The sequence below is a fragment of the Streptomyces sp. NPDC047042 genome, from assembly GCF_040644035.1.
Classification (GTDB): domain Bacteria; phylum Actinomycetota; class Actinomycetes; order Streptomycetales; family Streptomycetaceae; genus Streptomyces.
Genome location: NZ_JBEYVP010000003.1, coordinates 168834 through 191276, shown reverse-complemented (window position 1 = coordinate 191276; position 22443 = coordinate 168834). Strand labels below are relative to the sequence as shown.

Here is a 22443-nt window from a genome sequence, read left to right as displayed (position 1 = left end):
TGCTCGGCGTGCGGCGTTCGACATCTCGGTGTTCGGTATCTCGGAATCCGCTCGTAACTTCGAACAGGACGGTAATTTTGGTGTGTCCGCACGTCAATGGCGGACATGCCCAACGATCGTTCCGCGAACTCCAACGATCGTTGGATTCCCCTGGTGCGCGGCGGTCCGCACGCGTAGGGTCGGCCCGTGAGTGAGCCCCTCTCAGAGACCCTCGCCCGCCTCGAGGAACACATCGCCGAGGCGCGTCTCGACCGCGCCGAAGTCCTCGACGTACGGAGCCTGTCGGCTCGCACCGCTCTCGCCGAGGGGGAGATCCAGGCACTCCTGACCGAGGGCGCGCGGCCTTCGGCCGACGACATCGAGGGCCGTATCCGGCGCCGGGTGCGCACGCTCCACGAGACGCGGCTCGCGGCGAACGGCAGGACGCGCGCCGAGGTCTGCAAGGAGGTCGCGGGCGCCCTGTCGATCAGCCCCGAGTGGGCCCGTCAGCTGCTCCTCGGCAAGAAGATGCCGAACGTTCCCGATCTCACCGCGCTCGCCGCGTACTTCGGCGTCGAGCAGGGCACCGGCTTCTTCACCGACCCCGCGCCCATCGTCCTCAACCGTGAACTCCGCCGTCTGCTCGAGGAGCTCGGGGGCGCCGAGGAGGGTCCGCTGGTGCGGTTCGCGACCCGGCACGGTGTCGTCACGCTGGCCCTGCGCGGCCGACGGCTGACCCCGCGCAAGCAGGAGGCCCTCGCGGTGATGCTCGAAGGGCTGCTGAGCGCCGGTGAGGAGACCGAGCGATGACGGCCACGCGAGCGACGCGAGCGGCCCGGGGTGTGCTGGCGGCTCTGCTGCCCGCCCGGCCCGCGCACCGGTTGCGTACCCGGGGCGCGATGCGCGACCTGACCGGCGCGCTCGACGTGGCACTGCGTGCGCGGGGCAACAGCCCTACCGAAATACGTGAGTTGTGCCGGGCGCTGTGCGAGGAGATGAGCGCGCGGCGCGAGCGGCGCGTCGAGCTGCGTTTCGAGCGTTTCCCCGACGAGATCGAAGTCACCGGTCTGTGGGTGGAGTTCCACGACTTCGACCTCGTCATCGTCGAGGAGCGTGCCGAGGCGGTGCAGCAACTCGTCATCCTGGGCCATGAGTTGTGGCATCTGCACGCCGGGCACTGTCACCACCACAGCGCGGGCGCGACCGCCGCCCGGGTACTGGCCGACGAGCAGGCCTGGCAGGGCGACGCGCTCACCGTCGCCGCACGCAACGGCTCCCGCGCGGCCGACGAGGCCGACGCCGAGGAGTTCGGCCATCGCCTCGCCACCGTCTTCCGGCCCTGGGTGGAGGGGCGCGCGGCGAGCACCGGCAGCAGTGGTGTGCAGGCCTCGCTGGGGTACCGCGGCAGAGGAAGCGGAAACGCGCGGCGATGAACTCCTCCGGCTTCCCCGGCGAGCCGTACTCCGTCCTGGTCTTCGGGACACCGATCGTGGCCCTGCTGGCCGCGCTGGTGTTCAAGCTGCCCAGCATCGTCAGGCTGTGGCGGGATCCGCTGCGGCGGGCGGTCGGCGGGCTGCTGCTGCTCGCCTGCGGCATCTTCGTCTTCGCGGCCCCGCCGGTCATCACCTGGACCAACCGGGTCACCGGCGTGCCCAACCTCGCGGCGCCCCTCGTGTACAGCTTCCTCGTCGCGTTCTGCGGGGCGAGCCTGCTGCTGATGGTCGCCTGGCGCGGGGGCCTGGCCGGTCACTCGGCCCGGCCGGCGCGGGCGCGGCGCGCGATGCGCTGGGTCGTCGGCGGTCACGCCGGGGTGATCGTCGCGCTGTGGTCGTTGTTCGCGCTCGCGGACGTGCCCGTGGAGCGTCGGCGGGACCTGGACACGTACTACGCCCTCACGCCCTTCATGCGCGAGCTGATCGTGCTCTACCTGCTCGCGCACACCACGTCCTGTGTCCTGACGTACCGGCTGGTCCGGGACTGGATCCACACCGCCGGACTCGATGTGTGGCTGCGCCGGGGCCTGAAGTCGCTGGCCTTCGGCTACGCCGCGAACCTGGTGTTCGACGCGGCGAAGGGCACGGCCCTCGTCGTCCGCTGGGCGGGCGGTGACCTGGACCCGCTGTCCACGGAGGTCGCCCCGGTCGCCGGGTGCGTCGCCGCCGTGCTGATCGCCACGGGGTATGTGCTGCCGCACGCCGGCCAGTATCTGCGCGACCGCTGGCGGGTCCGCCGCGCCCATCTCCGACTCGCCCCGCTGTACGGCCTGTTGCGCGCCGCCACCGGCCGGGGCGTCCCCTTCTCCCTGCGGGCCACCCCGGAGCTGCGGCTGACCCGCCGCGAGACGTTCATCCGCGACGCCCTGCTCCAACTCGCCCGCCACTTCGACGGGGAGCTGCGGCGGCGGGCGTACGAGGCCGCGGTGGACCTCGGGTACGGCCCCGGCCGGGCGCGGGCGCTGGCGGCGGCCGTGACGATCCGGGACGCGATCGAGGCGCGCGCCCTGGCCCGTCCCCCCTCCCCTCAGTCCCCCCAAGTCACGCAAGAGGACCCGGACTTGCTCGCCGAGCTGCTCCAGGGCATCGAAGCCGTGTCCCAGGTCCTTGGTCACCCCGATGAGATCGAGGCGGTACGCGCCCTCGCGTCCGCCACAGTAGAGAGCCTGCACGTATATGAGTGATCAGTCGTCCCCCCTCAGATCCGCCCCCGTCAGATCCGCCCCCGTCAGATCCGCCGTGGTCCTGGGCGGTTCGCTCGCCGGGCTGCTCGCGGCCCGCGCGCTGGTCGGGTTCGCCGACCGGGTGACCGTGGTCGAGCGTGATGTCCTGCCGGACGTGCCCGAGCCGCGCAGGAACCTGCCGCAGGCCCGGCATGTGCATGTGCTCTGGTCCGGCGGTGCCCGTGCCGTCGAGGAACTCGTGCCGGGTGTGGGCGAGTTGCTGCTTAGCGCCGGTGCGCACCGGCTGGCGGTCACGACGGACATGGTCGCGCTGGCACCGCAGGGCTGGTTCAGACGGTGGCCCGAGTCCCACCATGTGTTCCTGTGCGGCCGGGATCTGCTGGACGCGACCGTCCGCGCCCAGGTGCTGGACGATGACCGGATCAAACTCGTCGAGCACGCCGAGGTGTTGGGCCTGGAGGGCACCGACACGGCCGTCACCGGGGTGCGGCTGCGCGGCGCCGACGGCAGCCGACGCACACTCCACGCGGACCTGGTCGTGGACGCCACCGGCCGCGCCTCGCGCGCCCCGCACTGGCTGCGCGAACTCGGCCTGCCCGAACCGACCCGGCGCGTGGTCGACTCCGGGCTCGCGTACGCCAGCCGGATCTACCGGGCGCCCGAAGCCGCGCGGCCCGGTTTCCCGCTGGTCAACGTCCAGGCGGACCCGAGGGCGGGCGGGCCCGGCCGGGCGGGTGTCCTCTCGCCCATCGAGGACGGCTGCTGGGCGGTTTCCCTGTCGGGCACCCGAGGCAGCGAACTGCCCACGGAGGGCGCGGAGTTCACGCGTTACGCCCGCGAGCAGCTGCGGCACCCGGTGATCGCCGAACTGCTCGCGGGAGCGGAGCCCCTGACGGACGTGTCCATCACCCGTACGACGTCGAACCGTCGGCACTACTACGAGCGGATGCCGGCCTGGCCGGAGAACTTCGCGGTGCTCGGCGACGCGTTGGCCGCGTACAACCCGATCTACGGCCACGGGATGTCGGTGGCGGCCCAAAGTGCGCTCGCGCTACGGGATGTGATTGCCCATCAGGGATGGGGTACCCCCGGCCTGTCCCGCCGTATTCAGAAGGCGGTGGCCCGCCCGGTCGCGGCGGCCTGGGACCTGGCGACCAGCCAGGACGTCTTCTACCCCGGCGCCACGGACAAGGGCCCCACCCTGCGGGACCGCCTGCTGGCGGCCTACGTGGGCCGCCTGATGCGCACGGCCACCGGCAACGGCCGGATCGCCCGCCGGGTGACGGACGTGACGTCCCTGGAACGCGGCGCGGAGGTACTGCTGACACCGGGCGTCCTACTGGCAACAGCGATAGGCCCCCTGAAACCCCCACTGAGCGGCCCCCCGCTCCGACCGGAGGAATGGAAGGCGGCGGAGTAGGCTCGCCGGGTGCGCTGTTGAGCTGCCGACGGCCGGACAGACACGGTGAACTCCCGCTGCCTGCCCGGCCGTTGACGCGCCTGTCGGGCGGTGGGCCGCCGCCCGGAACGGCCGGGTTGTCCGGCCGGGACGCCGGGTTGTCCGGCCGGGACGCCGGGTTGTCCGGCCGGGACGCCGGGTGGTCCGGCCGGGACGCCGGGTGGTCCGGCCGGGACGCCGGGTGGTCCGGCGGGCGCCCGAACGGTCGTCGGGCGGGCGTCCGAACGGCCGGGGTGCCCAGCCAACCGGTACGGTCCAGTCGGACGGGGCATCCGGACGGTCGGGCCCGTCGGCGACCGGGCCGGACGGCAGCCGAGCCGGGGCGACGGCCGGACGGCAGCCGGGCCGGGGCGACGGCCGGACGGCAGCCGGGCCGGACGGGCAGCCCGACGGCAGCCGAGCCGGGGCGACGGCCGGACGGCAGCCGGGCCGGACGGGCAGCCGGACCGCAGCCGAGCCGGGGCGACGGCCGGACGGCAGCCGGGCCGGACGGGCAGCCCGACGGCAGTCGGGCCGGACGGGCAGCCCGACGGCAGCCGGGCCGGGGCGACGGTCGGACGGCAGTCGGGCCGGACGGGCAGCCGGACGGCAGTCGGGCCGGGGCGACGGTCGGACGGTGTTGGGTCAGCCCGCGAATGCGGGCTGGGCCAGGCCCTTGCCCGCTTCCGGGACCACCAGGAGTGAGCCCGACATCGGGTGGGGGTCGGACAGGCCGACGCGGGCCGTGGTGATGTACAGGTCCGTGAGGTTCGGGCCGCCGAAGGCGCAAGCCGTCGGGCGGACGGTGGGGAGGGTGATCGTACGGTCCAGGGCGCCGGCGGGGGTGTAGCGGCGGACCGCTCCGCCGTCCCACAGGGCGACCCAGACACAGCCGTCCGCGTCTACCGTCAGGCCGTCGGGGAAGCCCGCGCCCTCCTCGATCATCGCCAGTTGACGGCGGTTGCTCACGCGCTGCCCGTCCGCCGACACGTCGAAGACGTCGACGCGACGGGTCGGGGAGTCGATGTAGTACATCAGGCGGCCGTCCGGGCTCCAGCCCGTACCGTTGCTCACCGTCACGTCGTCCAGGACGGTCGTCACCTCGCCGTCACCGGTCAGCCGGGACAGCGTGCCGCCGCCCGGCGTCTCGTCGTACGTCATCGTGCCGGCCCACAGGGAGCCGTCGGGTGCCACCGCCGCGTCGTTCGCCCTGCGGCCGGGCACCGGCTCGTGGTGCAGCCAGCGGAAACCGGCGGCGGAGTCGGCGTCGTCGTACAGGCCCACCCCGTCGCGCAGGTTCACGACCAGGCCACCGCCCGCGCGCGGCTTGGCGGCGCCCACGTGCTGTTCCGTCGCCATGACCGTGCGACGCCCCGTGGACGGGTCGTAGGTGTTGACCCGGGAGCCGAGGATGTCGATCCAGATCAGCCGCGACTTCGCCGCGTCCCAGGTCGGGCCCTCCCCGAGGGTCGCCTGCGCCTGGACCGCCACTTCGAGGGCGGGTTCGTACGTCGTCATGCCACACTCCGGTAACCGAGGCGCTCGGAGAGTTCGGCGGCGCCCTTGGCGGCGAGCTGTTCCAGCTCAGAACGGTGGTCGTCGCTCCAGCGGATCATCGGGACGGAGATCGACAGCGCGGCGACCACCCGGCCCGTGCGGTCGTGCACCGGCGCCGCGACACAGCTGACGTCCGGGTTCGACTCGCGGTTCTCCACGGCGACGCCCCGGCGGCGGATCTCCGCGAGAGCCTCGCGCAGGGCCGCCGGGTCGGTGATGCTGTTCGGCGTCATCGCGGGCAGCGGGACGTTGTTCGGGACCCGCGCGGCGAGCTCGTGGTCGGGCAGCGAGGCCAGCAACATCTTGCCGACGGAGGTGCAGTGGGCGGGCAGTCGGCGGCCGGCCGCCGACACCATCCGTACCGCGTGCGTGGAGTCCATCTTCGCGATGTAGATGACGTCCGTGCCCTCGAGGATCGCGACGTGCACCGTCTCCCCGCAGGTCTCGGCGACGGAACGGGCCACCTGCAGGCCCTCCGCGGCCAGGTCCAGCTGCTCGGCGTAACGGCTGCCGAGCTGGTACGGGCGCACGCCCAGGCGGTAGCGGCCCGGCTGGCCGGGGACCTGCACAATGTACGAACGGGCGGCGAGCGTCGTCACCAGTTCGTGCACGGTGGTGCGTGGCAGCTGGAGTCTGCGCACTATGTCCGGGGCGGAGAGCGTGCCGTCTCCGTCCAGGAAGAGCTCAAGAATGTCGAGAGCCCGGGTCACGGCAGGTACGAGGCGTCCCATGACGGCCCCCTCTCTTGTGTCCAAGGTGTTTACGATCTCGACGCCTTTCGACGGCGTTCGAGATTTCAACAGACGATCGGCATGACGAACAGAGGACAGGCTAACCACAAGGACCCGGGCGGGCAATAAGCGTGCAATGGCTTCGTTGCCGTCAGTGACCGGCCGCCCTCGCCTCCCGGCCGTACGGGACGATGGTCCTCATGTTCACGGTTCTCGACTTCCAGCTGGTGCTCCTGCGCCGCATGGCCGACCACAACCCGGACCTGGTGGAGGACGCCCGCCACGAGCTGGGCGTGTCTATCGCGGACATGCGCGAGGCCAACAAACGCTGGCAGGCGATGCTCCGCTCCCCGCGCGCCCGGGCCGCCGCCTCCCGGTACCGCTCGGTCCTCGGCACCCCCGAGTCGGTGACACCCCGCAAGATCGGCGACCTGGAGTGCGAGGCCTGGCTGTGGCCGGTGCCCCTCTGGCCCGACCTGCGCTTCGAGGTGCTCGTGGCGCCGAACGGCGTGGCCTGGAACGAATGGCTGGTACGGGCCCCGGGCGCCCCCGCTCCGGACCTCCGTACATCGGCCGACCTGCGCCCCTGGTCCTGCACGGTCGACGAGGTCGCCCGCGCCTTCGCCCCCGCCCGCCCCCTGGAGGGGACGGCCCCCACCCGCTGGGGCCTGGCATTCGACGCACCGGACGAGGCGGGGACACGGCAGGAGTGCGCGGCGGAGTTCACCTGGGGGCTGCTGCAGCGGGTTGCGGTCAGGGGTGACTGACGGTTACCGGCGGCCCACGGCGGCCCTGAGGATGGCCTGCACCACCACCGGTACCGAGTCCGGATGCAGGTCGAGGAACAGGTTGGGCTCGATCAACTCCAGCTCCATGACCCGGGGTTCACCGTCGTCACCGAGGACGAGGTCGACACGGGCGTACAGAAGCCCGGAGTTGTCCGGTACGGCGGCCAACGCCCTTTCCGCGACGGTGAGTTCGGCCGGGGTCGGGGTCCACACCTCGAGGTCGGGATGGGCCACCTTGTCGTCGTCGTACGCCGTCCCGGGCGCCAGCACGGCCCCCTTGCGGCTGGCGTGCAGAAAACGGCCGCCGAAGAACTGCAGGGCCCGCTCCCCGTCGACGTCGACGCTCCCGACGTACGGCTGCACCATCGCGGTGAACCCCTCGGCGTGCATGCGCGCGAGATGCCGTACGGCCGTCTCCCGGTCCTCGGGCGTGTAGCGGGCGGCGTACCGGGCGCCCGCGCCGGAGGTGGGCTTGACGACGTACTCGCGGTCGTCGGGGAGGTCGGCGGCGTCGAGGGGCGCTTCTCCGGGGGCGAGATAGCTGGTCGGGACCGTCGGGACGCCGGCCGCGGCCAGCTCGCCGAGGTACCGCTTGTCCATGTTCCAGCGCAGGACACCGACCGGATTCGCGACCCGCGTGACCTTCCCGCACCGCTCGAGCCACCCCGCGAACTCCTCCGCACGCCAGGTGTAGTCCCACGTGGACCGCACCACCACGAGGTCGAAGGAGGCCCAGTCGACCTCGGGGTCGTCCCAGTAGGCGGCGGTCGCGTCTGCCCCGGCGGCCACCAACTCCCGTACCAGGACCGGAAAGTCCCGGTCCTTGCTGGTCCCCGGACGGGGGTCGTAGGTGACGATCGCGATGCGGACCACGGGGACTCCCTCTGCCAAGGCGGACTGTAAGGCGCGTAGTGCTGGTTCACCACTGATAGTGGTACCGGGTGAAGGTTAACAAGCCCTTGACCTTCACCTTCGGTGAAGCCGCAGCATCGGTGGCGGAACGAGGAACGTGGCGGGAATCCAAGGGAACGAGGTGCTTCACGGTGAAGCCAGAGATGCCGGAGATGCTGACCATCGGGGCGTTCGCCAAGGCGTGCCGGCTGTCCCCGAAGGCGCTGCGGCTCTACGACGAACTGGACCTGCTCCGCCCCGCCCGCGTCGACCCCGACACCGGATACCGCTATTACGCGCCCGAACAGCTGGAGCAGGCCAGGCTGGTGGCCTGGCTGCGCCGACTGGGGATGCCGTTGGCCCGTATCCGGCAGGTCGGGGCCATGGAGCCGCCGGCCGCCGCCCAGGAGATCCGTGCCTTCTGGGCACGGGTCGAGGCGGAGACGGCGGCCCGCCGGGATCTCGCCGCGTTCCTCGTCGACCATCTCTCGACACCGCCGAGGAAGGACATCCACTCCATGACAGGCACCGATCTTCTCGAACTCCGTTACGCCGCCCGCACCGACACCGGTCTGGTCCGCGCGGCCAACCAGGACACGGCATACGCAGGCGCACGCGTCCTGGCTGTCGCCGACGGCTTCGGACCCGGGGGCGCACCGGCCGGCGCGGCCGCCGTCGAGGCGCTGAAGTTCCTGGACGCCGAACCGCTGACCGCGGGCAGCGTCCTGAACCTCCTGGAGGACGCGGTCCAGGGCGCCGCCCAGGCCGTCCGGGACGTCGCCGACACCGAGCACGAGAGGACAGGGGACGAGAAGACGGACGATGTCGGCACCACCCTCACCGCGATGGTGTGGACCGGCTCGCGCCTCGCCCTCGTACACATCGGGGACAGTCGCGCGTACCTCCTGCGTGACGGCGAACTCTTTCTGATCACCCACGACCACACCGTGGTCCAGTCGATGATCGACGAGGGCCGGCTGACCCCCGAGGAGGCCGCCACTCACCCCCAACGCACCCTGCTTGTGAAGGCGTTGACCCGCGCTCCCGCCTCCCCCGACCTGCGTCTGCACGACGCCCGGCCCGGCGACCGGTACCTCCTCTGCTCGGACGGCCTGACCAGGGCCGTACCGGAGGACACCATCCAGCACCTCCTCGCCACCGTGCCCGACCCGGACTCGACCGCGGTCGCCCTCATCGACGCGGCGAACGCCAACGGGGGCCCGGACAACGTGAGTTGTGTGGTGGCGGATGTGGTCGCGGTCGAGGGGGGCCAGAAAGGGTTCAGTCGGGCGGTGTGACCGGGGGCCGGACGCCGAGCCACTGCTCGGCGTCCCAGGCCTGGAACCGTTCCACCTCGGTGAATCCGAGTTTCGCGGCGAGGCGCATCGAGGCGAGGTTGGCGCTCTGAGTGGTGAGCACCACCGGTTCGCCGGGAAGGACGCCGTCGAACCAGTCGAGTGCCGCCGCGCACGCCTCGGCGGCGTATCCGGACCCCCAGGCCCGCGGCAGGAACAGATAACCGAGGTCGGCCTTTCCCGCGGCGGCCGGGCGACGGTGTTGTGTCGCTCTCCTGAGCAGGATCTGGCCGATCATCGCCCCGTCGAGTTCGACGACGAAACTCCCGGGCCAGCGCTCGGGCGCCCCGGCCGCCTCGGGCATCTCGCGCTCGAGTTCGTCACGCGGGCGGGGGCCGCCGAGGTAGGTGTGCACCTCCGGAGAGGCGAGCAACTCGACGAACGCCGCCCGGTCCCGGGCCTCGGCCTCACGGAGTACGAGCCTCTCGGTCCTGATCGGCTCGGGCGGCCAGGCGATGTTCCCCAGGTCTGACATGCGCGCAGGCTAACAGTCGGAGGGGCGCGGAAACCCGGCGCGGGAAAGCGGCTCGGCTCAGCCCGGCTGCGAGCCGTCCGCCTCCGGGTCCCAGTCCAGCAGCCGGACCTTCGCCACCGTCCGCACATGGCGTCGCATCGCGGCGGCGGCCTGTCTCGGCAGGCCGGCCTCGATCGCCTCGAAGATGGCCATGTGCTGGGCCAAGGAGCGGACAGGGCGGCCCGGTTGGCGCAGGGACTCGTGGCGGCTCTCGGTGATCTGGTCGGCGATCGACCGCATGAACTCCGCGAGGATGCCACTGTGCGCGGCCGCCGTGACGGCCGCGTGGAAGCGCCGGTCCCCTTCCACGCCGTCCGCGCCCTCGTCGATCTCGTTCTCCATGACGGCGAGCGCGGCACGCAACTCGGCGATGTCCTCCGCCGTGCGACGCTCGGCGGCCAGTTCGGCGAGCTTGGTCTCGAGGGCCTCACGGGCGTCGAGTACGTCGGGCAGCCGGCGCCGGCGCTCGACGAGCCGTTCCACCGGCTCGACGTCGAGGCTGTCCCGCACGAGATACGTACCGCCTCCGTGCCGTGCCTCGACCAGGCCCTGGACCTCCAGGACGACGATGGCCTGCTTCACGGAGGCCCGGCTGACGCCCAGCCTGGCTGCCAGATCCCGCTCGGGCGGGAGCCGGTCGCCGGAGGTCAGGCCACCCTCGGCGACGTAGTCGCGCAGCCGGTCGAGCACCTGCTCGTACAGGCGCGTCCTGGTTTCCACCGGGCGCAATGCGTCGTCAGTCATGACCATCCCCCTCATCTCGCCGCAGCGTAACACTGTGGCCGAGTGGCCCAGTGGATGAGTGGCTGAGCCAATTTGGTCGGGTCTCTTGACGCTGACCGAGAGCAACACCCAATGTGGTTCAGCCACTTAGCCAATCTCGGCCGACTGACGGGAGCCCGGTATGTCCGCCGAACTCATTTCGATCCTTGTGCTCGTCGTGGTGTTCGTGATCGCCACGACCCGCTCCATCAACATGGGCGCGCTCGCGTTCGCCGCCGCCTTCGGGGTGGGCGAGCTCGTGGCCGACCTCGACACCGACACGATCTTCGCCGGGTTTCCCGGCTCCCTCTTCGTCGTGCTCGTCGGAGTCACCTATCTGTTCGCGATTGCGCGGGCCAACGGCACCACCGACTGGCTCGTGCACGCCTCGGTCCGGCTGGTGCGGGGCCGGGTCGTGCTCATCCCGTGGGTGATGTTCGTACTGACGGGGGCGCTCACCGCGATCGGCGCGGTGAGTCCGGCCGCCGTCGCGATCGTGGCGCCGATCGCCCTGAGTTTCGCCGCCCAGTACGGCATCAGCCCCCTGCTGATGGGCGCGATGGTGGTGCACGGGGCGCAGGGCGGCGGTTTCTCGCCCATCAGCATCTATGGGTCGATCGTCAACGGGATCGTCGAGAAGGAGAAGCTTCCGGGCAACGAGATCACCCTTTTCCTCGCCTCCCTCTTCGTCAATCTCGCCATCGCCGCTGTGGTGTTCGTGCTGTTCGGCGGCCTGAAGCTGAGCCGCGCGGCCGTCGTGGACGCCCCTGGCGACGAGGTCGGCGCAGCCGGAAGCGGGGGTGGGGTTGGGGGTGGGGGCGCGTCTGTCCGCACCGAAGGCGGAGTCTCCGTACGGGCGGAGGAAGCCCTGCGCCTCACGCCCGCCCGTATCGCCACTCTCGCCGGGCTCGTCGCCCTCGTCGTCGCTGTGCTCGGCTTCGACCTCGACGCCGGGCTCACCTCCATCACGGTGGCGGTCCTGCTCGCCGCCTGCTGGCCCGAGGACAGCCGCCTGGCCGTGGGGCAGATCGCCTGGACGACCGTTCTGGTGATCTGCGGTGTCCTCACCTATGTCGGCGTGCTGCAGGAGATGGGCACCATCACCTGGGCCGGCGAGGGCGTCGGCGACATCGGCGTGCCGCTGCTGGCCGCCGTGCTCCTCTGCTACATCGGGGCGCTGATCTCGGCGTTCGCGTCCTCCGTCGGCATCATGGGGGCGCTGATTCCGCTGGCGGTGCCGTTCCTGGCGCAGGGGGAGATCGGGGCGGTCGGGATGGTGGCGGCGCTCGCGGTGTCGGCGACGGTGGTGGACGTCAGTCCGTTCTCGACGAACGGGGCGCTGGTCCTGGCCTCGGCCCCGGATGTCGACCGCGAGCGTTTCTTCCGGCAGCTGATGATGTACGGAGGAATCGTTGTGGCCGTGGTTCCCGCGGTGGTGTGGCTGGTGCTGGTGGTGCCCGGCTGGGCGTGACCGCCGGGGTACGACCGCACACCGCACATGTACGACCGACGTGACGAGTTAAGGAGTACGACGCGTGTCCTCTCTCTTCCCCGGGCTGACCGACGACCCGACCGGACCCGCCGGTGAGCGGCCCGCCCTGCGCTTCGGTGACCGCTCGCTGACGTACGCCGGACTCGCCGCCTCGGCCGGCGTTCTCGCCGAGCGGATCTCCGGCGCGGGAGGCCGGGTCGCCGTGTGGGCGACGCCGACCCTGGAGACGGCGGTCGGCGTCGTGGCCGCACTGCTGGCCGGGGTCCCTGCGGTGCCGCTGAACCCGAAGTCGGGCGAGAGCGAGTTGGGGCACATCCTCAAGGACAGCTCACCCGCAGTCGTACTCACGGCCCCCGGTGACCAACTCTTAGCCGCCTTCGGGCAGTTGGAGCGCGTCGACGTGGAAGTGGACCTGGCCGTGGACGTACGTCCGTCCGGTGGGCCGGCGTCGTCCACCGCGACGGACGAGCCCGCCCCCGAGACCCCCGCCCTGATCGTCTACACCTCCGGCACCACCGGCCCGCCCAAGGGCGCCGTCATCCCGCGCCGCGCCATCGCCACCACCCTGGACGCCCTCGCCGACGCCTGGCAGTGGACCTCCGAGGACGTGCTGGTGCACGGGCTTCCGCTCTTTCATGTGCACGGGCTGATCCTCGGCATCCTCGGCCCGCTGCGGCGCGGCGGCTCGGTACGGCACCTCGGGCGGTTCGGGACGGAGGGCGTGACCCGCGAGCTGAACGACGGGGCGACGATGCTGTTCGGCGTACCGACGATGTACCACCGGATCGCGGAGGCGCTCCCCGGCGACCCGGAACTCGCCGGGGCGCTCGGCCGGGCCCGGCTGCTCGTCTCGGGTTCCGCCGCGCTGCCCGTGCACGACCACGAGCGGATCACGGCCGCGTCCGGACAGCGAGTCGTGGAGCGGTACGGCATGACGGAAACCCTGATGAACACAAGCGTCCGCGCGGACGGGGAGCCGCGCGCCGGCACGGTCGGCGTACCGCTGCCGGGCGTCGAGCTGCGGCTCGTCGAGGAGGACGGGACGCCCATCACGGCGTACGACGGCGAGACCGTGGGCGAGATCCAGGTGCGCGGGCCGAACCTGTTCACCGAGTACCTGAACCGGCCCGATGCCACCGCCGCCGCGTTCACCGCCGACGGCTGGTTCCGCACCGGCGACATGGCGGTGCGCGACCCCGACGGCTATGTCCGTATCGTCGGCCGCAAGGCCATCGACCTGATCAAGAGCGGCGGCTACAAGATCGGCGCGGGCGAGATCGAGAACGCCCTGCTGGAGCACGCGGGTGTACGCGAGGCGGCCGTGACCGGCGAACCGGATGCCGACCTGGGCGAACGCATCGTCGCCTGGATCGTCCCCGCCGACCCCCAATCCCCGCCGGACGCCGAGGAGTTGGCGAACCATGTCGCCGGCCGCCTCGCCCCGCACAAACGCCCCCGGGTGGTGCGCTACCTGGACGCCCTCCCGCGCAACGACATGGGGAAGATCATGAAGCGGGCCCTGCCCGGTGAGTGACCCGGCCCTCAACACCGTCCGCCTCACCGCCCGAGAGATCATCACCGCGCTCTCCGACTCCGCCAGTTTCACCGAACTCCCGCACGAGGAACGGCCACCGAAAGCGGACGGCCCCCTCTCCTGGCAGGGTTACGACGACTCGCGCGCCCGTGCCGCCGCCCGCACCGGCGAGGAGGAGTCCGTCGTCTGCGGCACCGCCCGCGTCGACGGCACCCCGGCCGTACTGATCGCCTTCGAGTTCGGCTTCCTCGGCGGCTCGCTCGGCGAACGCACCGGCGACCGGCTGGAGTCGGCGTACGAGTACGCGCGTACCCACCGTCTGCCCGTCGTCCCGCTCGTCGCGACGGGCGGCAGCCGGATGCAGGAGGGGATGCTCGCGCTGACCCAACTCCAGCGCGTGGCAAGGCAGTCGGCGCTGACGCGGGCAGCGGGTCTGCCGCAGATCGCGGTCCTGCGGGACCCGACGACCGGCGGCGGCTGGGCGACCCTGGGCGCGGGCGCCGACGTCGTGCTTGCGCTGCCCGGCGCACAGGTGGGCTTCGCGGGTTCCCGGGTCCGCCCGGCGGACGCGGACCCGGCGGCGTACACGGCCGAGGCCCAGGTGGCGGCGGGCGCGGCCGACGCGATCGTACGCCCGGAGGCACTCCGAGAGACGCTGGGCCTGTGGCTGCGCCTGCTGAGCAGCGGGGCTGGTGAGGGAGAAGGGATGGGGTCGGCGGGATCGGCAGGATCGTCGGGGGCTGCCCCAGCGCCCCCGCCACCGCTACCAGCACCGCCGGCGTCCCTTCAGACGGTGTCCCTCCCCGCCACCGGGTGGGATGCCGTCCAGCGCGCCCGTTCCCCGCAACGCCCACGCGCCGACGCCTACTTGGACGCCTACTTCGCCCGGCGCGCCGCGATCAGCGGTGACCGTTGCGGTGGTGTCGATGCCGGGATGGTGTGCGGGTTCGGTGAGCTGGTGCGGGGCGGGCGGACCGTTGCGTACGCCGCTCAGCTCGGTACGGCCACCCGGCCCGCCGGTTATCGCACCGCCGCGCGGCTGATCCGGCTCGCGGACCGGCTCGGTATCCCGGTGCTGACCCTGGTGGACACCCCGGGCGCCGCGAACGACGCCGACGCGGAGCGAGAGGGCGCGGGGGCCGCCATCGCGGACCTGTTTCTCGCGGTGGCCGCCGCCCGTACGCCGATCACCACGCTGCTGATCGGCGAGGGCGGCTCGGGCGGCGCCCTGGCCCTGGCCGCCCCCGGCAACACCTGGGCCACACCGGACAGCTACTTCTCCGTGATCGCCCCTGAGCCGGCGGCGGCCATCCTCAAGCGTCCGGAGGGGGAGGTGGAGGCGACGGCGGACCAACTCCGGATCCGGCCGCAGGACTTGGTGGAGCTGGGGGTGGTGCGGGGCATCGTGGGCCGCGCGGACGGCTAGATCCACCCGTACGGCGGCACCCCACCCGGCCCCCCACAACAGGCGCCCCCTCCCCCACCCCCCGCACGATGCCAGTGGAGGCCCGCCGACCGGCGCGGCCCGTTCGGTCTGCGCTCTCGGGAGGATCTGCCATGACCGTCAGTCTGGAACAGATGCGCCGCTGCCATTTCGCCGTCGACCTCGGGGCCGCGCGGACCCGTGTCTACGTCAAGGGTGCCGGGCTCGTCGTCGACCAGCCGTCCGTCGCCGCCGTGAACACCAGGACCGGTGCGCTGATCGCGGTCGGGGAGTTCGCGGAGAAGATGACGGGGCGTACGCCCGACTACATCCGGGTCGTGCGGCCCGTGTCCGGCGGTACCGTCGTCGACATCGAGATGGCTCAGCGCATGCTGCGGCATCTCATCGGGGACAAGGTGCGGCGGACGCTGCGCCGCAAGCCCTTCCTGCGGGCCGCCGCCTGCTACCCGCACGACGCCGACCCGCTCGCGCAGCGCGCCACCATCGAGACGCTCGTCGGGCTCGGCGCCCGGCGCGTCGAGCTCGTCGACACGCTCATCGCCGCCGGCGTGGGCTGCGGGCTGCCGGTCGAGCGGCCCGAGGCGACGATGGTCATGGTGTGCGGTGCCGCCGCCACCCAGCTCGCCGTCCTCTCCCTCGGCTCGATCGTGACCGCCGAGCGGATCCCGGTCGGGGGCGAGGCAGTCGACCACGCGATCGTGCAGCATCTGCGGCACCAGCACGAGCTGATGCTGCCCAGCCAGTCGGTACGTCCGCTGCAGCTCGCCCTCTCCGGGAACGGGCTCACCGCCCACGGGCCGTCGTCGACCGAGATCCACGGACGGGACGTCGCCACCGGCCTCGCCCGTTCCGTGCAGGTCGACACCGCCGCCGTGCGCGACGCCATCCAGACGCCGCTGACCGCCGTACTCGACGGGATCGGCAAGGTGCTGCGGGACTGCCCGCCCGATCTGGTGGCCGACCTCGCCGACCGGGGCATCATGATGGTCGGCGGCAGCGCGCTGCTCCCCGGGTTCGACCAGATGCTGCGGCAGGCCACGGGGATGCCGGTGCACATCGCCGAGCGGCCGGACGTGTGCGCCGTACAGGGCCTCGGGTACATGCTCGAGGGGAAGATCGAGCCGATGGTGCTGGACCCGCTGGCCACCTGAGGCCGCCCGCATCCGAACCGGCCACCCCGCCATCCGTATGCCGGACGACGACACGCCCCCTTCCCCGGCCCCAGCTCTGCCACCCCGACTCGAAGCCGTGCTCGGCATCGGTACCGATCTCGAACTGCGCACCACCCTCCAGCACATCGTGGACGGCGCGGCCGAGCTGACCGGTGCCCGGTACGCGGGACTCGCGATGGCGGACCCCGGACACGAAGGCCTGGTGGAGATCCGCAAGGCCGACCTGGGGCGCGCCGAACGCGAAGGCGTCACCGTCATCGACGTACCGATCCGCGTGGACGACGAGGAGTTCGGGCGGCTCTATCTCGCCGAGAAGCTGGACGGCGGTCAATTCACCGACAGCGACCGGCAGTTGCTGGGTCTGCTGGCCGCGCAGGCCGGTATCGCGATCGGCAACGCCCGGCTGTACGAGACGGCACGGCAGCGTGAGCGCTGGATCGAGGGTGCCGCCGCCGTCACCACGGCGCTGCTCACCGGTGGGGCCGCCGACGACCCGCTGCTGACCGTCGCGGACCGCGCCCGGCTCCTCGCCGACGCCGCCGCCGGTGTCATCCTGCAGCCGACGGACGAGGGCGGCATGGAGATCGTCACCGCCGTTACGCGCGGCGACGAGCCCGATGACATCGTCGGGACCACCATCGCCCCGGGCAGCCCCGTTCTCGTCCAACTCCTCGGCGGGGAACCGGTGTTCGTCGACGACTCGGCGACCGACCCCCGGATGACGACCCCTGTACGGCACCGGTTCGGGCCGAGCATGCTGCTGCCGTTGCAGGCAGAGGGCCGGCTGATCGGGACGCTCGCGCTGCCGCGCCGGCGCGGGGACCGCCCGTACACCGGCACGGAACGGCTGCTCGCGACACAGTTCGCCTCGCAGGCCGCCCTCGCCCTCGTCCTCGCCGAGGCCAGACGCCGACGGGCCCGCCTCGCGGTGTACGAGGACCGCGACCGGATCGCCCGTGACCTGCACGATCTCGTCGTCCAACGGCTGTTCGCCACGGGGATGATGCTGGAGTCGACCCAGCGCCGGGCGGCGGGCGACGACAGGGTGCGCGAGCTCATCGGGCACGCCGTCGACGAACTCCAGGCCACGGTCCAGGAGGTCCGTACGACCATCTTCGCCCTTCAGCAGCCCCCGGCCGACGCGCCAACCAGCTTGCGCGGCAAGGTACTTCGGGAGGCCGCCGGGGTGTCCGCGGCGCTCGGCCGCCGGCCCTCGACCCGCTTCACCGGCCCGGTCGAACACCGCGTCCCGCCCGCCGTCGCCGCCCGGCTCCTCACCGCCCTGCGCCGGGCCCTCGCCGACGCCGTACGCCGCCCCGGTGTCACCCGCGTCGAGATCACCGTGGACGCGACGGCGGTCCTGCCGGACGGCCGGGACGCCGTACGGCTGACGGTGTACGCCGATGACGGCAGCGGCGACGGCACAACGGGCCCAGGCCCGGGTACGCCGGTCATCTGGCAGGCGCCGCTGGAAGACGGCACCCTGTAGGGAGGTCACGGACAGTGGACGGCGGAGGGCAGCCAGTGACTGACTTCGACAGGCGCGAGGGCACTCGCGTCGGCACAGGCACGGGCACAGGCATGGACACGGGCATGGGCACACGCGTCGGATCGCGCGTCCGCACACGCATCGGCGTGACCGGGCATCGCTCGATCCCCGCCGCCGTGCTGCCGTCCGTGCGCACGGGCATCCGGCGGCAGTTCCAGGGCGAGGAGGAGCTGGAGGCGCTGAGCAGCCTCGCTGCGGGGGCCGACCAGTTGTTCGCCGATCTCGCCCTGGACCGCGGTATCCCGGTCACGGCGGTGATACCCGGCATGGACTACGAGGCCCACCTCGGCGACGCGGACACCCGGGCCGCGTACCGCCGCCTCCTCAACTCCTGCCGCTCACAGGTGAATCTGCCCCTCGAGGCGACACCCGAGGAGGCCTACTTCGCGGCGGGCCGCTGGATCGTCGACCACGCCGACCGCCTGGTCGCGGTATGGGACGGCCTGCCCGCCCGGGGCCTCGGCGGCACGGGCGACGTGGTGGCGTACGCCAGGCGCACGGGGGTGCCGGTGACGGTGCTTTGGCGGCCGGGGGTGTTGCGGGGCTGAGGTCGGGGGCGCCGGCTCAGCTCCCGAAGCGGACGACCCAGTCGGTGTACTGCGGTTGGACCAGCCGCTCGGCGTCCTCCACCGCCTTCGCCCAGCCCGTCTCGGTCACCGTCTTGGACATCGTGACCCGCAGCGTCTCGAGGTCCTGCGTCACCAGGGAGTACGCGTACGCCAACGGCCGGTGCCGCCGTACCTCCTGCCATGCCACGGCGGCCGCGGCGGCCGCGCTGAGCAGCCCCGTGAAGTCCCAGCCGCCGCTCACCCCGAAGGCTCTGAGTACGGCGGCCAGCAGCGCGAGCCCGGTCAGCACGGCGGTGACGGACGACCACTGCACGGAGGACCGATGGGTCTGCGCGGTCTTGTTGCGGTACCAGACGAACTGTTCCAGGAGCCGGTCGCGGAGATAGATGTCCCGTCGCGCCTCGAAGGGCTTGGCGCGTACGGCCCGCATGGCCGGAGTGATCTGTCCCGCGCCCCGCGCCCGTGCCCCGCTGCGCGGGTCGACCCACCCCACCTTTCTCAGCTCCGCGAGCCGCCCTTCCAGCCGCTCCGCGAACAGCCCGTCGGGATCGACGACCCCGGCGTGGAAGGGCCCGCCGTGCACCATGTACTGCCAGGCCAGCGACTTGAGCAGCTCGGCGACGTCACGGTGGGCGCGCCAGTGGGCGCGGGCCCGGCGGCGTGCGATGCGCAGGCCGAAGCCGATGGTGAGGGCGTACAGCAGGGCCGCCAGTCCCGCCAGGACATGGTTGTCGAGGCGTTCGGCGACCATGGCGGCCCCGGTGGCGAAGAGCAGGGTGACGAGCTGTGTACGGACAGAGCGAAACGATTCGCCCTGGCGGGCCAGCGCGGACCGGTCGCTGTCCTGGAACAGCCGGGGCAGTTCCCGGTCGCTCACCGTCGTACTGGGTCCCGGCATCACACCTGACATGGCCCCTCCCCCGGTACCGTCAGTATCCGACCGGTTTCACCACTGCACCAGCCCCGCGCGCTATGGTCCGCGTGCCCAGATGCGCGCCGACCAGGCGCAGCACCTTCTCATCGCCCAAGGTCAGGTGCTTGAGACGGGTCCGGACGGCCACACCGGACGGACCGGACGCGACGAATGGCACCGCGATACTCCGCAGCTCACCCACCCCGCCACCCCCGGCGACGAAGCGACCGAGACCAGCAGCACTCACTCCCACTCACCAGAACGCCCTTGCGACGCCGCCATGCCGGCGAACCAGTCCAGCCCCTCTGCGTCCCGTGGGGCGAGACCCACCAGAGCGGCCGCGCGGGTCACCCGGCCGGGCAGCAGTGCGGCGCAGGCAAGGGCGTGCGGGGCGCCGCCCGAGCGGCCCACGACCGCGAACCGTTCCGGTCCGAGGGCGTCGGCGACATTGGTGACGTCCTGGACGACGTCCGCCACCTGACGGCCGGCCGGCGGTCCGAACCGCCGTATCCGGGGCGGTCGTAACTGATCAGACACGCACCGCGCTGGAACAGGAACATCGACCGGGGGCGCGGGCCGACGCGGCTGCCGGGCGTGCCGTGGAGCAGGAACGCGGCCCGCCCGCGCGGATCCCCGGACACTTCGAACCGCAGCCGCCGTCCGTCCGCCGTCCGCCGTCCGCCGTCCGCCGTCCGCACATGGTCAGGCACCACAGCGCCTCCCCTTCCCTGGCCCGTGGACCGGCACCACGAGACCACGAAACGAGTTCGCAGCTCAGACCAGGTGCACCCAACCGTCCGCTTACCACCACCTGGCACACTGTCCGCACCCGGAAAAGGAGCAACCGCATGTCGATGGTCGGCAGCCTGCGCAAAGTGGCACGCCTGGCTCGGCGTGGGCGGCGGCGGGTGGATCTCAGTCATCCCGCCCGTTCACCGCTCGGCTCGACCGTCGTCAACTGCGTCATCTACCGCGACGGGGTACGCCAGCCCACCGCCCCCACCGTCGAGGAGTCCCTCGCCCGGGTGCGCAAGCACGACCGCGGTTTCGTCTGGCTCGGGCTGCACGAACCCTCCGAGAGTGAGTTCGCCCACGTCGCCGAATTGTTCGGGCTGCATCCGCTGGCCGTGGAGAACGCCGTCCAGGCCCATCAGCGGCCCAAGGTGGAGCGGTACGGCGATGTCCTGTTCGCCGTGTTCAAGACGGTCTGCTACGTCGAGCACGAGGAGCTCACCGCGACCAGCGAGGTCGTCACCACCGGCGAGATCATGGTGTTCGCCGGCCCCGACTTCGTCGTCACCGTCCGGCACGGCCGGCACGGCTCGCTCGGCCCCCTGCGGGAGGATCTGGAGGCCGACCCGGAGCAGCTGCGCAGGGGCCCGGCCGCGGTGCTGCACGGGATCGCCGACCATGTCGTCGACGACTACCTGAACGTCACGGATTCCGTCCAGGACGACCTCGACCAGGTCGAGTCGGACGTGTTCTCGCCGCAGAGCCCGCGCACCGCCGACGCCGGCCGTATCTACCAGCTCAAGCGCGAGCTGCTCGAGCTGAAGCGGGCGGTGGTGCCGCTCGGCCGTCCCCTCCAGCAGCTGGCCACCGAGCCGATGCCGTCCGTCGAGCCGTCGATACAGGCCTACTTCCGGGACGTGTCCGACCATCTGATCCGCGCGACCGAGCAGATCCACGCCTTCGACGCCCTGCTCGACTCGATCCTGCAGGCCCACCTCGCACAGGTCACCGTCGGCCAGAACGAGGACATGCGGAAGATCACGGCATGGGCCGCGATCGTCGCCGTACCGACGATGGTCTGCGGGATCTACGGCATGAACTTCCAGCACATGCCCGAACTGCACTGGCGCTACGGCTATCCGCTGATCCTCTCCGTGATCGGCGCCGCCTGCTTCTTCGTGCACCGCGGTTTCAAACGCAACGGCTGGCTGTGAACGCGGCCCGGCGCCCGTCCGTACCTCCAGGCGAGTCGTACGTCCGCCGTGCCACCCGACCTGGAGCAGCTCAGTGTCCCAGCAGCAACCCCAGCGATCGTCCTCCCGCCGGGGCGTCGCACTCGCCGCGCTCCTGACGGCCCTCGCCCTGCCCCTGGCCACGGCGTGCACCTCGGACTCGGACCCGGCCTCGGACAAGGGGCAGAAGGCGTCGCCGTCCGCTTCCGAGTCCATGCCGCCCGCCCCCGTGGCCGCCGTGGTCGCGCCGGCCAAGGTCGAGGTGATCGCCAAGCTGACGGGCTGCGACGTGACGATCCGTACCGACGCGAAGGAACTGCGCGAGGGCATCTGCCACACCGCTGACGGCGACTACCTGATCACGACGTTCCCCGAGGAGAAGTACAAGCTCGTCTGGCTGGACAGCGCTGCCGTCTACGGCGGCAAGTACCTGGTCGGCAACAAGTGGGTCATCAGCGCGCCCCCGAAGCTCCAGGAGTCGCTGCGCCAGAAGGTCGGCGGCACGTTCGAGGACCTCAACGACCACGACGCCCAGAACTGACGCCCCAGAACTCACACCCGACACTGACGCCCGGAACTAGGGTCTCGGCTTCCGGATCTCGTAGCCGCTGATGACGTACGACTGCTCGTCGTCGACCGCGTCCTTCTCCGGGTCCAGGGTGATGCGTACGGGGTGTCCGTCGGGCGCGTACTCCGCCTCGGCCGTGTCCGCGCCCTCGTCGTGCGCCCGGGCCAGCTGGTCCAGCAGGCCCTTGATGGTGGGCACCTCCTCGGGCGCGCGTTCCACGGCCCACCGCGCGCTGTCGTCGAGCCCGACCGCCTTGGCCACCTTGCCGTCCCTGACCGTCACCCGGAACGTGCCGAGCAGGCTGCGCTCCCCCTCGCTCGACGTCAACGTGTAGACGTACGAGGCTGGTTCCTTCCAGGACTCCGCGAACGACGAGAACGACGAGGAGGGCGTCGGGGAGGACTTCGACGAGCCCTGCCCCGGTTCGGAGGACCCGGAATCCCCACAGCCCACGGCCGCGCACATCAGCCCCCCGGCCAGCACGACGGACGACAGCAATCGGACCGAAGCCATGGTGATCCCCCTGAACAAGTGAACGAGTACCGA

General features: G+C 72.0%; 21 protein-coding genes and 1 pseudogene. 14 read left to right on the top strand and 8 right to left on the bottom strand.

The window, feature by feature from the left end; translation table 11 throughout:
* Positions 1-186: 186 nt before the first annotated feature.
* Genes ABZ855_RS04510 through ABZ855_RS04495 form a run of 4 tightly spaced genes read left to right on the top strand, consistent with a single transcriptional unit; the run spans position 187 to position 4076 of the window.
* On the top strand, positions 187-789 hold the full coding sequence (locus tag ABZ855_RS04510; protein WP_360800739.1) for a transcriptional regulator: 603 nt from the start codon (positions 187-189) through the stop codon (positions 787-789).
* Positions 786-1412: a toxin-antitoxin system, toxin component family protein gene (locus ABZ855_RS04505; protein WP_360800736.1), complete on the top strand. Its 627-nt coding sequence runs from the start codon at positions 786-788 to the stop codon at positions 1410-1412. Before ABZ855_RS04510 ends, ABZ855_RS04505 begins: the two co-directional genes overlap by 4 nt.
* Positions 1409-2656 carry an MAB_1171c family putative transporter gene (locus ABZ855_RS04500; protein WP_360800733.1) on the top strand — a complete coding sequence of 416 codons (1248 nt, stop codon included), beginning with the start codon at positions 1409-1411 and terminating at the stop codon, positions 2654-2656. Before ABZ855_RS04505 ends, ABZ855_RS04500 begins: the two co-directional genes overlap by 4 nt.
* The gene (locus ABZ855_RS04495; RefSeq protein ID WP_360800730.1) at positions 2649-4076 is read left to right on the top strand and encodes an FAD-dependent monooxygenase; all 1428 of its coding nucleotides are present in this window, start codon (positions 2649-2651) and stop codon (positions 4074-4076) included. Before ABZ855_RS04500 ends, ABZ855_RS04495 begins: the two co-directional genes overlap by 8 nt.
* Before the next feature lie 663 nt (positions 4077-4739).
* On the opposite strand, the gene ABZ855_RS04490 is transcribed toward ABZ855_RS04495, so the two are convergent.
* Positions 4740-5612 carry an SMP-30/gluconolactonase/LRE family protein gene (locus tag ABZ855_RS04490; RefSeq protein WP_360800727.1) on the bottom strand — a complete coding sequence of 291 codons (873 nt, stop codon included), beginning with the start codon at positions 5610-5612 and terminating at the stop codon, positions 4740-4742.
* Positions 5609-6382 carry an IclR family transcriptional regulator gene (locus ABZ855_RS04485; protein WP_319205041.1) on the bottom strand — a complete coding sequence of 258 codons (774 nt, stop codon included), beginning with the start codon at positions 6380-6382 and terminating at the stop codon, positions 5609-5611. The genes ABZ855_RS04490 and ABZ855_RS04485 overlap by 4 nt, the downstream gene beginning before the upstream one ends.
* Positions 6383-6573: 191 nt before the next feature.
* Between ABZ855_RS04485 and ABZ855_RS04480 the strand changes: the two genes are divergently transcribed.
* Entirely contained in the window at positions 6574-7149 is a 576-nt protein-coding gene (locus tag ABZ855_RS04480; protein ID WP_360800723.1) for a hypothetical protein, read from the top strand.
* A gap of 3 nt (positions 7150-7152) precedes the next feature.
* Here the strand turns inward: ABZ855_RS04480 and ABZ855_RS04475 are convergent, their stop codons facing one another.
* A complete protein-coding gene (locus ABZ855_RS04475) occupies positions 7153-8043 on the bottom strand; it encodes a hypothetical protein (RefSeq protein ID WP_360800720.1) in 891 nt (296 codons plus the stop codon).
* Positions 8044-8234: 191 nt separating this feature from the next.
* On the opposite strand from ABZ855_RS04475, the gene ABZ855_RS04470 reads away from it, so the two are divergent.
* Positions 8235-9359 carry a MerR family transcriptional regulator gene (locus ABZ855_RS04470; RefSeq protein ID WP_360801142.1) on the top strand — a complete coding sequence of 375 codons (1125 nt, stop codon included), beginning with the start codon at positions 8235-8237 and terminating at the stop codon, positions 9357-9359.
* On the opposite strand, the gene ABZ855_RS04465 is transcribed toward ABZ855_RS04470, so the two are convergent.
* Complete coding sequence (locus tag ABZ855_RS04465; RefSeq protein ID WP_360800717.1) at positions 9343-9891, bottom strand: GNAT family N-acetyltransferase; 549 nt, start codon at positions 9889-9891, stop codon at positions 9343-9345. The two genes, ABZ855_RS04470 and ABZ855_RS04465, sit on opposite strands and share 17 nt — an antisense overlap.
* A 57-nt stretch (positions 9892-9948) precedes the next feature.
* Positions 9949-10674 carry a FadR/GntR family transcriptional regulator gene (locus tag ABZ855_RS04460; RefSeq protein ID WP_360800714.1) on the bottom strand — a complete coding sequence of 242 codons (726 nt, stop codon included), beginning with the start codon at positions 10672-10674 and terminating at the stop codon, positions 9949-9951.
* A gap of 160 nt (positions 10675-10834) precedes the next feature.
* Between ABZ855_RS04460 and ABZ855_RS04455 the strand changes: the two genes are divergently transcribed.
* The 6 genes from ABZ855_RS04455 (at position 10835) to ABZ855_RS04430 (ending at position 18431) form a co-directional block, all read left to right on the top strand.
* Positions 10835-12163, top strand: a complete 1329-nt coding sequence (locus tag ABZ855_RS04455; RefSeq protein WP_360800711.1) for an SLC13 family permease — start codon at positions 10835-10837, stop codon at positions 12161-12163.
* A gap of 64 nt (positions 12164-12227) precedes the next feature.
* Entirely contained in the window at positions 12228-13718 is a 1491-nt protein-coding gene (locus tag ABZ855_RS04450) for an acyl-CoA synthetase (RefSeq protein WP_360800708.1), read from the top strand.
* Positions 13711-15144: a carboxyl transferase domain-containing protein gene (locus ABZ855_RS04445; RefSeq protein ID WP_360800705.1), complete on the top strand. Its 1434-nt coding sequence runs from the start codon at positions 13711-13713 to the stop codon at positions 15142-15144. Before ABZ855_RS04450 ends, ABZ855_RS04445 begins: the two co-directional genes overlap by 8 nt.
* A gap of 131 nt (positions 15145-15275) precedes the next feature.
* Complete coding sequence (locus ABZ855_RS04440; protein WP_360800702.1) at positions 15276-16313, top strand: rod shape-determining protein; 1038 nt, start codon at positions 15276-15278, stop codon at positions 16311-16313.
* Between the two features lie 37 nt (positions 16314-16350).
* Positions 16351-17823 (top strand): GAF domain-containing protein, encoded by a 1473-nt coding sequence (locus ABZ855_RS04435; protein WP_360800699.1) that lies wholly within the window; start codon positions 16351-16353, stop codon positions 17821-17823.
* 104 nt (positions 17824-17927) lie between these two features.
* The gene (locus ABZ855_RS04430; RefSeq protein ID WP_360801139.1) at positions 17928-18431 is read left to right on the top strand and encodes a hypothetical protein; all 504 of its coding nucleotides are present in this window, start codon (positions 17928-17930) and stop codon (positions 18429-18431) included.
* Positions 18432-18447: 16 nt separating this feature from the next.
* Here ABZ855_RS04430 and ABZ855_RS04425 read toward each other — a convergent pair whose 3' ends face one another.
* A complete protein-coding gene (locus ABZ855_RS04425; protein WP_360800696.1) occupies positions 18448-19362 on the bottom strand; it encodes a DUF4231 domain-containing protein in 915 nt (304 codons plus the stop codon).
* A gap of 279 nt (positions 19363-19641) precedes the next feature.
* Positions 19642-20075 (bottom strand): annotated as a pseudogene (locus ABZ855_RS04420) (alpha/beta fold hydrolase); the annotation flags it as partial.
* A gap of 138 nt (positions 20076-20213) precedes the next feature.
* On the opposite strand from ABZ855_RS04420, the gene ABZ855_RS04415 reads away from it, so the two are divergent.
* Positions 20214-21311, top strand: a complete 1098-nt coding sequence (locus ABZ855_RS04415) for a magnesium and cobalt transport protein CorA (protein ID WP_360800693.1) — start codon at positions 20214-20216, stop codon at positions 21309-21311.
* A 73-nt stretch (positions 21312-21384) separates the two neighbouring features.
* Positions 21385-21870, top strand: coding sequence for a hypothetical protein (locus ABZ855_RS04410; protein ID WP_360800690.1), 486 nt, complete (start codon positions 21385-21387; stop codon positions 21868-21870).
* Positions 21871-21906: 36 nt separating this feature from the next.
* Here the strand turns inward: ABZ855_RS04410 and ABZ855_RS04405 are convergent, their stop codons facing one another.
* Entirely contained in the window at positions 21907-22410 is a 504-nt protein-coding gene (locus ABZ855_RS04405; RefSeq protein WP_360800687.1) for a DUF6174 domain-containing protein, read from the bottom strand.
* Positions 22411-22443 lie beyond the last annotated feature (33 nt).

Bases quoted from the DNA above. Each gene is read 5' to 3' on its own strand.
- ABZ855_RS04505 (WP_360800736.1), top strand. From the start codon at position 786: ATGACGGCCACGCGAGCGACGCGAGCGGCCCGGGGTGTGCTGGCGGCT.
- ABZ855_RS04500 (WP_360800733.1), top strand. From the start codon at position 1,409: ATGAACTCCTCCGGCTTCCCCGGCGAGCCGTACTCCGTCCTGGTCTTC.
- ABZ855_RS04495 (WP_360800730.1), top strand. From the start codon at position 2,649: ATGAGTGATCAGTCGTCCCCCCTCAGATCCGCCCCCGTCAGATCCGCC.
- ABZ855_RS04490 (WP_360800727.1), bottom strand. From the start codon at position 5,612: ATGACGACGTACGAACCCGCCCTCGAAGTGGCGGTCCAGGCGCAGGCG.
- ABZ855_RS04485 (WP_319205041.1), bottom strand. From the start codon at position 6,382: ATGGGACGCCTCGTACCTGCCGTGACCCGGGCTCTCGACATTCTTGAG.
- ABZ855_RS04480 (WP_360800723.1), top strand. From the start codon at position 6,574: ATGGTCCTCATGTTCACGGTTCTCGACTTCCAGCTGGTGCTCCTGCGC.
- ABZ855_RS04470 (WP_360801142.1), top strand. From the start codon at position 8,235: ATGCTGACCATCGGGGCGTTCGCCAAGGCGTGCCGGCTGTCCCCGAAG.
- ABZ855_RS04465 (WP_360800717.1), bottom strand. From the start codon at position 9,891: ATGTCAGACCTGGGGAACATCGCCTGGCCGCCCGAGCCGATCAGGACC.
- ABZ855_RS04460 (WP_360800714.1), bottom strand. From the start codon at position 10,674: ATGACTGACGACGCATTGCGCCCGGTGGAAACCAGGACGCGCCTGTAC.
- ABZ855_RS04455 (WP_360800711.1), top strand. From the start codon at position 10,835: ATGTCCGCCGAACTCATTTCGATCCTTGTGCTCGTCGTGGTGTTCGTG.
- ABZ855_RS04440 (WP_360800702.1), top strand. From the start codon at position 15,276: ATGACCGTCAGTCTGGAACAGATGCGCCGCTGCCATTTCGCCGTCGAC.
- ABZ855_RS04435 (WP_360800699.1), top strand. From the start codon at position 16,351: ATGCCGGACGACGACACGCCCCCTTCCCCGGCCCCAGCTCTGCCACCC.
- ABZ855_RS04430 (WP_360801139.1), top strand. From the start codon at position 17,928: ATGGGCACACGCGTCGGATCGCGCGTCCGCACACGCATCGGCGTGACC.
- ABZ855_RS04425 (WP_360800696.1), bottom strand. From the start codon at position 19,362: ATGTCAGGTGTGATGCCGGGACCCAGTACGACGGTGAGCGACCGGGAA.
- ABZ855_RS04415 (WP_360800693.1), top strand. From the start codon at position 20,214: ATGTCGATGGTCGGCAGCCTGCGCAAAGTGGCACGCCTGGCTCGGCGT.
- ABZ855_RS04405 (WP_360800687.1), bottom strand. From the start codon at position 22,410: ATGGCTTCGGTCCGATTGCTGTCGTCCGTCGTGCTGGCCGGGGGGCTG.